Source organism: Sphingobium sp. DC-2 (genome assembly GCF_000722555.1).
GTDB lineage: Bacteria > Pseudomonadota > Alphaproteobacteria > Sphingomonadales > Sphingomonadaceae > Sphingobium > Sphingobium quisquiliarum.
Window position 1 is genome coordinate 149,282 of record NZ_JNAC01000035.1, and the last position, 12,548, is coordinate 161,829.

At 65.7% G+C, this 12,548-nt stretch carries 6 protein-coding genes; all 6 read left to right on the forward strand.

Features of this window, described 5'->3' with window-relative positions; translation table 11 throughout:
- Positions 1 to 347 precede the first annotated feature (347 nt).
- A complete protein-coding gene (locus tag ET21_RS28750; RefSeq protein WP_162180689.1) occupies positions 348 to 5,813 on the forward strand; it encodes a VCBS domain-containing protein in 5,466 nt (1,821 codons plus the stop codon).
- Between the two features lie 69 nt (positions 5,814 to 5,882).
- Entirely contained in the window at positions 5,883 to 6,578 is a 696-nt protein-coding gene (locus ET21_RS0107235) for an OmpA family protein (protein ID WP_030539126.1), read from the forward strand.
- Between the two features lie 14 nt (positions 6,579 to 6,592).
- Positions 6,593 to 7,987: a TolC family protein gene (locus ET21_RS0107240; protein WP_030539127.1), complete on the forward strand. Its 1,395-nt coding sequence runs from the start codon at positions 6,593 to 6,595 to the stop codon at positions 7,985 to 7,987.
- Between the two features lie 54 nt (positions 7,988 to 8,041).
- Positions 8,042 to 10,198 carry a type I secretion system permease/ATPase gene (locus ET21_RS0107245; RefSeq protein WP_030539128.1) on the forward strand — a complete coding sequence of 719 codons (2,157 nt, stop codon included), beginning with the start codon at positions 8,042 to 8,044 and terminating at the stop codon, positions 10,196 to 10,198.
- Between the two features lie 80 nt (positions 10,199 to 10,278).
- Positions 10,279 to 11,244 carry a cell wall hydrolase gene (locus tag ET21_RS0107250; protein ID WP_051768055.1) on the forward strand — a complete coding sequence of 322 codons (966 nt, stop codon included), beginning with the start codon at positions 10,279 to 10,281 and terminating at the stop codon, positions 11,242 to 11,244.
- Complete coding sequence (locus tag ET21_RS0107255) at positions 11,241 to 12,515, forward strand: HlyD family type I secretion periplasmic adaptor subunit (RefSeq protein WP_030539130.1); 1,275 nt, start codon at positions 11,241 to 11,243, stop codon at positions 12,513 to 12,515. Before ET21_RS0107250 ends, ET21_RS0107255 begins: the two co-directional genes overlap by 4 nt.
- The last annotated feature ends 33 nt before the right edge of the window (positions 12,516 to 12,548 follow it).

The window sequence follows — 12,548 nt, forward strand, 5'->3', positions numbered from 1 at the left end:
AAGGGGTGACATACCTCCTTTGGTCAGTCATGAGCCGAATTTTATATGCCTAAAGTAATAGGGCGGGATTAATTTGCGATAAAATTGGTTAATTCTCTGTAAAGAGGTAATAAGTTCGAATATAAATAAGGGATGAGGAAGAATTGCCATAGTGCATTCAACACCGGCAGGGTGGAGCGTGGCGCGCTCGGTCATGCCGGGAGACGGGGGATTTTCTAAAGGCGTAGTCAGCGCCGCAAAAGGCCTGAAGCAAGGGAATGTAGATGCCAGGACCGGTGCGGACCGGTTTTGGATGCCTTCTCCTGCTGCCAGCGGTCCACCGTCTCCTTTTATTGCGGAGGTGCGTCATGAACGTCGATCAAGCACTGAAGGCCGGAGGAATGGGCAGCTTCGAGGCTCTGGACGCCCATCTGCCAGAAGCGGCCTTTGTCCAGTCTCCTCACGCAGATGAAGGAGCAAGGGGGCTAGGGGCGGCGTCGGGACGTGTCGAGCGTGCAGCGGCAGGTCCTGATGGAATCCTGGTGCTGCCCGCTGGAACGGATCTCAACAGCATTCATGTCGCCGGGCGGGATCTTGTCGTGACACTGCCCGACGGAACGTCGCTGGTGATTGTCGACGGGGCAATAGCGCCTCCCCAGCTGGTCGTCGGGGATGTGGCCGTTCCGGCGGCCAATCTGGCGGCTCTGCTGTTGGCGGAGCAGGTCGAACCGGCCGCCGGGCCGCCGCGCAGTTCCGGCGGTAATTTCACGGAAGCGGCGGGAACCATAGGCGATGGCTTGTTGCTGGGTGACCTCCTGCCTGAGACGGAGTTGAGTTTTTCCGCTTCTGTGGAGGAGGAAGTCATCCTTCCAGCTTCGGACCTCCGGCCCAGCCTGGAAATCGTGACGCTCGACCAGCCAGCGGGTGCGGTGTCGGCGACGGCTTCAGCTTCGGAGGCTGGATTGCCCCCGCGCGGGTCTGAGCCCGCAGGCTCCGACCCCTCGTCCGGTTCTGAAACGACGAGCGGCATCATCCGGTTCGATGCGCCGGACGGCGTTGCTGCCGTGACGATCAATGCTGTCGTGATTACGGCGGTGGGACAGGTGGTGCAGACGCAGTTCGGCACTTTGACCATCACCGGCATGGGGCCGGATAGCATCGACTATATATATACTCTCACCGACAATGTGCTGAGCGCTAATCCCAGCGAGGTTGTCACCGTAACAGTTACAGACCGGGATGGAGATGTTGCGACCGCAACTCTTACCATATCGGTTGCGGACGATGCGCCGCGCGCTTTGGCGGACAGCGATGGCGTGAGCGAGGATGGTCCGCTTGTGGCGGACGGCAATGTGCTGACGGGCATCGGCGGCAGCGACGGCGTGGCGGACGTGCAGGGAGCGGATGGTGCGGCTATATCCAGCGCCGGTACGTTCGAGGGTGTCTATGGCACGCTGACGCTGGAGGCCAGCGGGCTCTACAGCTACAGGCTCGACAATGAAAATCCCTTGGTCCAGACGCTCAGCCCCGGCGAAACGCTGACCGACAGTTTCAGCTACTCCATCACTGATGGCGACGGAGATGTGTCGTCGTCCACCCTCACCATCACTATATCGGGATCGGATGACGGCGTAGGGATCAGCGGCCTTGATGGCGAAGGCGCCGAAGTCCTTGTATCGGAAGCCCATCTGGCGGATGGGTCCGCCCCCGATGCAGCAGCGCTCACCCGTACGGGCAGCTTCAGCATATCCACCCCCGACGGGCTGGCGGCGGCGAGCGTGGAAGGGGTTTCCATCTTCGCGGGCGGCGCGTTCAAGGCCGCTGCGATCGTCACGGCGGAAGGCACGCTGCGCATCACCGGCTTCACGCCCGTGACGGGCCCTGATGGCTCGGTGACCGGCGGCAGCTTTGCCTACAGCTATGAACTCACCGGCAACAGTCTCGCCCATGGCCAGCCAGGGACGGATAGCATCCTTCAATCCTTCACCGTCACCGTCACCGATGGCGACGGGTCGGCCGACAGCGCCTCGCTCGACGTCCGCATCAGCGACGACATCCCCGATGCGCGCGACGATAGCGCGGTCATTTCAGGCTCTGCCACAAGTGTCGCGGTCGATGTCAGCGGCAATGACGTGAGCGGAGCGGATGGGCTGGGCAGCGTGACCTTTGCCAGCACAGCGGGCATCTATGGCGATCTTGTCTCGCAGCCTGACGGAAGCCGGCATTATGTTCTGAACGCAGCCGGGCTCGCCAAGATCGCGGCGCTCGCTCCTGGTGCGAGCGTGATCGACAGCTTCGCCTATAGCCTGACCGATGGCGATGGCGACAAGGATAGTGCCACGCTGACCATCAGCCTGGTGGGAGCTGATGACCCGGTCAGTGTGACTGGCCTGACCGCTGGTGGCGATGTCGTTGTTGACGAGGATGACCTGATCGCAGGAACGGACGGCGACAAGGAACCGCTGACGCAGACAGGAGATTTCACCATCTCCGCTCCCGATGGGGTGGATAGCCTATTGATCGACGGCCATGCAGTAATTTCGGCTGGCGTTTTTTCGCAGGTCAGTTTCATTTCGCCGCTTGGGAACAGGCTGGAGATCACCGGCTATGACCCGGTGAATGGTAAGGTCAGCTATAGCTACACGCTGCTGGGAGCAGAACAGCATCCGGCGGGCGGGGGCGAGAATGCCCTGATTGAAACCTTCCCGATCATTCTGACCGATACCGACGGGGATTCCAGCCCGGCAAATCTTGAGGTCAAGATCATCGACGATGTGCCGGTGGCGGCACCGGAAACCGCAGGGGTGGCTGTTGGAGCGACCAGCTTCAACATAGGCCTGATCCTCGATTTCTCCGGCAGCATCGACAAGGGCGAACTGAATGCCATGTTGAGCGCCGTCAAGGGCGCGATGGGGGACCTGTTCGCCACGTCCACTGTGACGGTGAGCCTCACGGTCTTTTCGAACGAGGCGATGAGCTTTGGACCTTTCACCAGCTATGCGGCGTTGGAGGCGCAGATCGACGCCCTCAATCCCACGGCTGGCGGCACCCGTCCCTATAATGGCGGGACGAACTATAGCGCCGCGATCACCGAAGCGATGGAAAGCTTCGCGCCTGATCCCAGCGCGAACAATCAGATATTCTTCCTGAGTGACGGCAATCCCAATCAACATACCGGAACCGGCGGCCATTCGTTGGCCGATGCCGTGGCCAGTGTGTGGGCGAGCTTCGTCGCTGACAATGACATCACGATCAGCACGGTGGGAGTGGGGGCAGAGGTCAATAGCCCGCGCCTTCAGGACGTCGACGTCGACGGGGAAGGAGCCCCTATTCTGGTCGATGACTTCGCTGCGCTGGTGGATGCGTTGGGAGAGATTGTCGGCAACCTGGGCGCTTCGGGCAATCTGCTGGCCAATGATCATCTGGGCGCGGACGGCGGCCGTTTACTGTCGATCACGGTTGATGGCGTAGTCTACACTTGGGACGGCGCCAGTTCGATCATCAAGTCGGGCGCGGCGAGCGGCGTGATCAGCGGGCACCAGCTGTTGATCGATACCAGCGCGGGTGGACGTTTGACGCTCGATTTCGCATCGGGTGCGTGGACCTATGCACGCCCGAATGGCGGCGAGGCGGCCGACGAGCGATTTGATTACAGCATCATCGACAATGACGGGGACAAAGCTCAGTCTTCCCTGACTCTCACGGCTCAGCCCGACAGTGCGCCAGTGACAGCGGTGGTTTTTGCGACGCTCGATGAGGATGGGCTGCCTGGCGGTACGGCAGGCGGGACCGGGGATTATACTGGTGCATCTGGCGAGGCGCAGGTCAGCGGAACGCTGGGGATCGCTTATGGCGCGGATGGGCCCGGCCTCTATGGTCCGGGAGGCACCGGTACGGTCAGTTTCGCGGCCATGCACAATCTGACCGCTGTCGTGGGCATCGAAACCGTGCGCTACAGCTGGTCGGGCGCGACCCATATCTTGTCCGCGATCGTGGACGGCGGAGCGCGGACCGGAACGACCTTGTTTGAAGTCCAGATCACTGATGCGGTGACTGGAGCCTATAAGGCGACTCTTGTGAACAACGTCCTTCATGCCGGGGGAGCGGACGAGAATGACGCCGGTCCGATCAACCTCACCTATCGCGTGGGAGATGGAAACGGCACGGTGTCGGCCGGTGTGCTCACTCTGACGATAGATGACGACACGCCTTCGCTCGGTTCGATCCAGAACGGCTTTGCCAGTTCCAATGTAAATGCGGCCGCGGCCGTGGGAGTGCTGCATTTCCATGCGGGTCCTGACGGGACGGGCGCGGTGACGGATGTGACGATCCTGTCGAGCGACATGCAATCGGGAAGCAGGCCTATCCTAGGTCAACTGGAAGGCAACATCTTCACTGCTTACCGGGACAGCAACAACAACGGGCTGTTGGAAGTCAGCGAGAAATTAGCCTCAAATTCTGTCTTCACGCTGAAGATCGATCCCGCAGGGGGTTCGTCAGGGCTCTACACTTTCGATCTGACGCGAGCGATCAACAATCCCGATACGGGCGCGACCGTGACCTTTGCGGTCACGCTGACCGATGGAGATGGCGATGCGGTCACTGGGAACTTCTCCGTCAATGTGAAGCAGGGGAATACGCCTTCCACCCCGGTTGCGCCCGTCGTCTTCGACCTTGATGGGGATGGAATTTCGTTTCTGTCATCATCCGCGGGCGTCCTCCACGATTATGGGACGGGCGCGGTGCCGACAGCATGGATATCGCCAGCAGACGGGTTATTGGCGCGCTGGGGCGGCGGGCGCTTCGACATCGTCTTTTCAGATGATGCGCCGGGCGCCGTTTCGGATCTCGATGGCGTCCGCCTTGCCTATGACAGCAATGGCGACAGTGTATTGAACGCGGCAGACAGCAGCTATGCGTCCTTCGGCATCTGGCAGGATGCCAACAGCAACGGCCTGGTCGATGCGGGGGAATATCAGGCCTTGGCCACGCGGGGGATCGTCAGCATCGGCCTGGTTACGTCTGGGCCCAGCTTTAGCGCTGCGAACGGCGATGTCGACGTGACAGGCACGGCCAGCTTCGTGCGGAGCGATGGCACCGCGGGCATGTTGGCCGACGCCATTTTCGCGACCGGCGGCGCCGCCAGTCTTTTTCAGCAGGAGCGCCACTCTTTCACCAGCCAGAACCAAGCTCTTGTAGCAGCCGGATTGGTGGCTGTGTCGGGTGTTGGGGTTGTGGGCGAGGAGGGGTCTGCGCCTGTTCTTGCGGCGGAGGCAGCGATCGTAGCGGAGCCTGTTCAGGCGGGCATGGCGGCCTCGGAGCCGGTCGACGTGGAGGAGGGGCGCGCAGCGCCGCTGGCTCCTGCCGGGGACCGGGGTGAGCATATCGAGCCGTCCGTGCCGCAGCGGGGTCATGGCGGGGAGGAGGCTGTAGTGGATCATGCCAGCCTTGGGGATGGTGATGACGCGGCGGCGGCTTCGCCGGATGGGCCTGAGGCGCCGCAGCCTGATCTGGGGGACCATGGGGGATTGCTGGCGCAGTCGGTCGAGTTGCCCGGATTTGACGGCACTGCGGCGGTGCTGGCGGCGGCGGCGCAGGAGACTGGGCCTGGGCAGGTGGCGCAAGTGGTGGGCGAGGCGCTGGGCACGGCGGCGGGGCCGGACATCGATGCGCTGCTGGCGGCATTGCCGGGCGGGGAACATGCCCCGGCGCCGCTGCTGTTCAACGTCCTTGCCGTCGAGCCGGTGGTGGATGCCGGGCACATGGCGGCTGCGGCTGCGGTGTTCGATGCGGCGCTGGCGGCGCATGAGGCGGTGGCGGCCGCGCATGGCTGAGCGTCCTGGTCAGCGGGATCTTGCGGTTGGAATTTGGGGGAGAGGATGATGCGGAACGGGTTGAGGAGCATGCTGTGCTTCGGCCTTGCGGCGGGGATGGTTCCGGCGGGAGCCTGGGCGGCGGCGGCGTCACCGCTGTTGCAGCTTGGCAAGGCGGAACTAAAGAGTGAACTCGAAGGCAGATACGACGTGGCGGTAAAAGCCGTGGGCGATGCGGGGCTGCGGGCGGCGCGGGACAGCCGCTGGACCTGGGCGGTGGAGGCGAAGAACCAGTGCGGCATCGCGCTTGGCTTCCTGAAATCGGGTACGAAGGATGCGGAGAGCATCAGCAAATGCGACGCATTTGCAGCACGCCTGTCAGCGCCGCCGCTATCCGACGGGGCATCGGCCGTGGTTGCGGCGTCAGCGCCGGCGGCGCTGGACTGCACCGCGCCCGCGGTATCGGTCTTCTTCGACTGGAACATGGACACGCCCGTCCCGGAAGGGGCAGCGGCGATCGGGCAGGTCGCGCAGTCTGCGGCGCAGTGCGGCTGGAGGCGCTTTGGCGTCACCGGCTATACCGACACGTCAGGGGGCACGGGCTATAATGACGGGCTGTCGCTGCGGCGGGCGCGCAATGTCGCCGCGCTGCTGAGCCAGAGCGGCATCGCCGCGGAGGCGATGAGCGTCAGCGGCCTGGGCGAGACGCAGCTCAAGATCGAGACGGCCGACAATGTGCGCGAACCGATGAACCGCCGTGTCGAGATCACGGCCAGCGCGAACTGAAGGGGAGAGGCATCATGACAATCATGCGCAAGAGTTGCGGCAGCCTGATGGCCCTGTGCGCGGCGGCGATGGGGCCGAGCGGCTGGGCCCAGACCACGGACCTTAAGAGCGCGATCGCGGCGGCGATCGACAGCCACCCCGAGATCAACCAGGCGATCCAGAACAAGGAAGCAATCGAGTTCGAGCGCGAGCAGGCCAGGGGACTGGACCTGCCGCGGATCAGCGTGGAGGGATCGGCGGGCATCCGGCGGCTGGAGAACAACCCCCGCCGCACGCTCGGCATCGGCGACCAGACGCTCTATCCGCTGGAGGCGAGCGTGCTGGCCGAAGAGACGCTGTTCGATTCAGGCTATCGCAGCGCGGAGAAGCGGCGGCAGGCGGCGCGGATCGACGGGGCGGCGCTGCGCGTGGGCGAGCGTTCGCAGTTCGTGGCGCTCAACGTCGCGCGGCAATATCTGGACTATATGCTCCAGCAGCGGGTCGTGGCGGCGGCGGAGGACAATATCGCCTTCCACCGCAAGTTGCTGGGCGACCTTGGCGAGGGCGTGTCGAAGGGGTCGATCAGCATCGCCGACCAGCAGCAGGCCGAGGAGCGGCTGCAATCCGCGCTGGTGCGCAAGAGCGAGGCGGAGCAGGACCTGACCAATGCGGCGATCAGCTTCCGCACGCTGACGGGGCTGTCGATCGATCAGGTGGCGATGCCCGATCCGGTGACGGGCGCGGTGCCGCCGACGCTGGAGGAGGCGATCGCGAGCGCGCGCACCCATAATCCGCTGATCCGGGAGGCGGAGGCCGATATCCAGGCCGCCCATGCGGTCGTGGACGAGGCGGAATCGGAACTGGGTCCCAAGGTGACGCTGGAAGGGCGGGGGCGCATCGGCGAGGATGTGGACGGCTTCCGGGGCAGCACCAATGACGTGCAGGGCCGGGTGGTGCTGCGCTGGCAGCTGTTCAACGGCGGCATCAACCGGGCGAAGGTGCAGGAGATGACCCGCCGCGCGAGCGAGGCGCGCTTTCGCCTGAGCCAGCGCCAGCGCGAGGCGGAGGAGGATGTCCGCACCGCCTGGAACCGGTGGGACACGGAAAAGAAGCGGCTGACCGACCTGTCGCGGCAGGCGGCCGTTTCGGACTCGCTTTTGATCTCCTATCGCGAGCAGTTCAATGTCGGGCGGCGATCGCTGCTCGACGTGCTCGACAGCCAGAACACCCGGTTCAACACGCAGGTGCGGACGGAAACGGCGCGCTTCTCGGAGATCTTCGCGCAATATCAGATATTGGCGGCGGCCAACCGGCTGCTCGACACGCTGGGGATCGCGCCGCCATCGGGCGCCAATCCCTATGCGCGCCAGAAATATGACGTGCCTGACCTTCCGCCCGCCGAATTGCAGCGGCGGCGCTATCCGGGCTGAGCTTCCCTCTTTTAAGGCCGCTCCGGCAGGGGCCGGGGCGGCGCAGGGCCGACAATGCTGGAACGAAGCACATTGAGCCTGTCCGAATGGCTGGACTGCCAGGGCATGGCGGGGGACGAGCTGAGCCAATGCATCGCCCATGTGGCGCGGCACTTCGGGCGTGCGCCGGGGATCGTGGCGCTGCGGGCGGGGCTTGCCGTCGATGAATCCGGGCGGCTGCCCTTTCATCAGGCCGAATCCGCGCTCGACCAGATCGGCCTGCTGAGCGATCCGGTCCGCGGGCGGCTGGACAAGTGGCGGCCGGGCAACCTGCCCGCCATCCTGCCCTTGGCGGGCGGCCGCTTCCTGCTGCTGCTCGACATCCGGGAGGGGGACGCGCTGGTGCAGCTCCCTCATGCGAGCGAGCCCATATGGACGCCCCTTGGCGGCCTGGAGCCCGTCTTCACCGGCGAGGCGCTGGCGGTGATGGCCGACCATGGCCGCGAGCGGGCGGAGGAACGGCCCTGGGACGAGCGGGCGCGGCAGCACTGGTTCTGGCGGGAGGTGTGGCGGGCGCGGGGCGCCTTTGGCTATGTCATGCTGGCGGCGGGGATCATCAACCTTCTGGCCTTCGCGCTGCCGCTGTTCACGATGAACGTCTATGACCGGATCATCCCGAACAAGGCGGCGTCGAGCCTGTGGGTACTGGGCGCGGGCGTCATGCTGGCGTTCGCGCTCGACTTCGCGCTGCGGCTGGCGCGGGCGCGGCTGGTAGATGAGGCAGGGCGGGAGATTGACGAGCGGCTGTCGCAGCGCCTGTTCGAGAAGGTGATGAACGTGCCGCTGGCGAGCCGGGCGGGGAGCACGGGGGCGCTGGCGCGGCGGGTGTCGGAATTTGAAAGCGTCCGCGAGTTCTTCACCTCGACCACCGTGGTGCTGGTGGTGGACATCGCCTTCCTGTTCCTGTTCGTGGGCGTCATCGCGCTGCTGGGCGGCTGGCTGGCGGCGGTGCCGGTGGTGATGATCGGCATCATGGGCACGGCCGGCTTCTTCCTGCAACGTTCGATGGCCGGCCTGTCGCGGGATGCGCAGGCGGACGCGAGCTTGCAGAGCGCCGCGCTGGTGGAGGCGATCGGCGGTATCGAGACGCTGAAAGCCTGCCGGGCGGAAGGGCGGATGCTGGAGCGCTGGCGGCGCTATGCGCGGATGAGCGCCATGACGCAGGAGAAGCTGCGGCGGCTGAGTTCGGCAAGCGTGACCCTGGCGTCGCTGTGCCAGCAGGTGACGAGCATCGCGCTGGTGATCGGCGGTTTCTATATGTTCGCGGCGGGCGAGATCTCGATGGGGGCGATCATCGCCATCGTCATGCTGGCGGGCCGGTCGCTCGCGCCCGTGGGGCAGCTTGCCTTCGTGATCGTGCGGGCGCGCCAGGCGCTGACCACGCTCGCCAGCCTCCAGACGCTGATCGACCAGCCGGACGAGCGGCTGGACGGTGCGCGCGGCATCATCCCCAAGGTCCGCAAGGGCGCGATCGCCGCGCGGGCGCTGGCGTTCAGCTATCCGGGCGCAACGCAGCCGAGCCTGAAGGGCATCGACTTGCGGATCGAACCGGGCGAGCGGATCGGCATCATCGGGCGCGTGGCGTCGGGCAAGTCGACGCTGGGTCGGGTGCTGTGCGGCCTTTATCCGCCCAGCGGCGGCATGCTGGCCATCGACGATGTGGACAGCCGCCAATATCATCCGCACGAACTGCGTTCCGCCTTCCGCTATGTGGGGCAGGACGCCGAGCTGTTCAGCGGGTCGGTGCGGGAAAATCTGCTGCTGGGCGCGCGGGACGCGGATGACGCACGGCTGCTGGAGGCGCTGGAGCGTTCGGGCGCGTCGCGCTTCTTCGGGCGGGATGCGGCGGGGTTCGACCTGCATATCGGCGAGCGGGGCAGCCGCCTTTCCGGGGGGCAGCGCAGCTTCCTGGTGCTGGCGCGCGCGCTGGTGGAACCGGCGAGGCTGCTGTTCCTGGACGAGCCCACCGGGGCGATGGACAATCAGACGGAAAATCTGTTCGTCGATCATCTGGCAAAGGCGCTCGACCCGGATCAGACGCTGATCGTTTCGACCCACCGCCATGCGCTGCTGCGCATCGTCAAGCGGCTGATCGTGATCGACCAGGGGACGGTGATCGCCGACGGGCCGCGCGACGAGATTATCGGGCAGTTGCAGAAGGGGGCGGCGTGATGGGCGCGATGGAACCCGTCCCTATGGACAATCGGGCGGGAAGATGGGGCGCTGCGATCTTGTGCGCAGGCGTTGGAGCGATGGTTCTTGCAACTGCGATGCTCTGGCCCCAGGCGCCCCGGCGGCCCGCCGTGCAGGCGAAGGTGGTGGAAGCGCCCGTGGCGATCCCCCGGCAATATCTGGCGCTGGCCGCCATGACGGAGCAGGCGGGGCCGGTGGCGCAAGGGGCAAGGGCGCGGGAGGAGAATGAGCGCCTTGGCTTTGCGGGCGGCGCGGTCCCGGCGGCCAGACCCTTCCACGCGCTGGCGCAGGCGGGCGAGGATCATGCCCGCGCGCTGCAATGCCTGACCCAGGCCATCTATTATGAAGCGGCCACCGAGCCGGAAAGCGGGCAGCGGGCGGTGGCGCAGGTGGTGCTCAACCGCGTGCGCCATCCCGCCTTCGCCAAAACGGTGTGCGGCGTCGTCTACCAGCGCTTCGACGCTTCGGTGTGCCAGTTCAGCTTCGTGTGCGACGGATCGCTGGCGCGGCGGCCGGTGGCGTCCCTCTGGAACCGGGCGCGGCGGATCGCGGCCGGGGCGCTGGCGGGCGCGGTGGAGCGGAGCGTGGGCACCGCGACCCATTATCATGCCGATTATGTGTTCCCCGGCTGGGCGCCGCATCTGGCGAAGCTGGCCAGGATCGGCGCGCATATCTTCTACCGCTGGCCCGGCGTCTGGGGCCTGCCGCCCGCCTTCACCGGCCGCTATGCGGGCGGGGAGCATGTGCCTGCCTTCGATCCTGCGGGCGTGACGGCGGCGGCGCGGCCGGAGATCGATTATCCGCCCATAGCCGCGCTGCCCGAACGGCGGGCCGCCAACGATCTGGGCGGGCGGATGGACCCGGCCAAGGGGTGGACGCTGTCCATCCCGGACCCGCCGCGCGATGGCGGCGCGCTTGGCCGCATGCTCGCGGCGCAGGAAAGGGGCAAGGACGAGGTGGGGGAAAGGACCGGGACCGTCGCTCTGGCGGCCGGTGATTATGCCATGGGGGAGGGCCAGCCATGATGAGGCGCTGGATCGGCTGGCTGCGGGGGCAGCCGGGCAACAGGCAGGTCATCCTCTATAGCGGGGGCGGCATGGTGGCGTTCCTGCTGTGGGCGAGCCTCGCCCCGGTGGACGAGGTGACCCATGGCCAGGGCCGGGTGATCCCGTCCAGCAAGGCGCAGGTCATCCAGTCGGCCGAGCCCGCGACGATCGAGGAGATCCTCGTCCGCTCGGGTCAGAAGGTCGGCAAGGGGCAGTTGCTGGTGCGCCTGGACGATGCGCTGCTGGCGTCGGAACTGGGGCAGTTGCAGGCGGAGACCCGCTCGCTCACCGCGCGCGCCGGGCGGCTGGAGCAGGAAGGCACGGGCACGGGCGCGGTCTGCGCCACGGGCGGGCCTGAATGCCAGCAGGAACAGGCGCTGGCCGCGGTCCGCCAGTCGGCGCTGCGCAGCAAGCAGGACGCCCTGTCCGCCCAGGTGGACCAGCGCCGCCGCGAACTGGGCGAGGCGCAGGCGACGATCGACAGCCTCACCGGCAGCGTGCAACTGGCGCGCCAGCGGGTCGGGATGCTGGAGCCGCTGGCCGCCAAGGCGATCATCCCGCAGACCGAACTGCTTGATGCCAGGCGCGACCTGGTCGACGCTCAGGGCCGCCTCAACGCCGCCCAGCAGCAGGCTTCCCGCGCGTCCGCCGCGATCCGCGAGGCGCAGGCGCAATTGTCCGAGGCCCATTACCAGTTCCGTCAGGACGCGCTCAACGAACGCAGCCAGCTCGAAGCGAAGATCGCGGTCAACAGCGAATCGCTGCGCGGTGCGAAGGGCCGGGCGCAGCGCGCCGAAATCCGCTCCCCGGTCGACGGCGTGGTCAACGACGTGCAGGTGACCACCATCGGCGGGTTCGTCACCGCCGGGCAGAAGATCATGCAGATCGTCCCCATCGGCGACAAGCTGCTGGTGGAAGCACGGGTCAAGCCCAACGACATCGCATTCATCAAGACCGGCGACCGTGCGGTGGTGAAGGTAACCGCCTACGACTTCTCCATCTATGGGGGCCTCACCGGCACCGTCCAGCAGGTCTCGGCCGACAGCGTCTATGACGAAGCCACCCGCGAAGCCTATTTTACCGTCGTCGTGGAAACAGACCGCGCATGGCTCGGATCAGGCACACGCAAACTCCCCATCACTCCAGGCATGGTCTGCGATGTCGAAATCCTCACAGGTCAAAAATCCGTCCTCGCATACCTCCTCAAACCCATCATCAAAGCAAGAGAAGAAGCTCTGAGAGAACGGTGATTTCATGTGATAGATAATTCCGGGGGAGAACTG

Coding starts and splice junctions, on each gene's coding strand:
- ET21_RS0107235 (WP_030539126.1), top strand. CDS start 5,883: ATGCTGTGCTTCGGCCTTGCGGCGGGGATGGTTCCGGCGGGAGCCTGG.
- ET21_RS0107250 (WP_051768055.1), top strand. CDS start 10,279: ATGGTTCTTGCAACTGCGATGCTCTGGCCCCAGGCGCCCCGGCGGCCC.
- ET21_RS0107240 (WP_030539127.1), top strand. CDS start 6,593: ATGACAATCATGCGCAAGAGTTGCGGCAGCCTGATGGCCCTGTGCGCG.
- ET21_RS28750 (WP_162180689.1), top strand. CDS start 348: ATGAACGTCGATCAAGCACTGAAGGCCGGAGGAATGGGCAGCTTCGAG.
- ET21_RS0107245 (WP_030539128.1), top strand. CDS start 8,042: ATGCTGGAACGAAGCACATTGAGCCTGTCCGAATGGCTGGACTGCCAG.
- ET21_RS0107255 (WP_030539130.1), top strand. CDS start 11,241: ATGATGAGGCGCTGGATCGGCTGGCTGCGGGGGCAGCCGGGCAACAGG.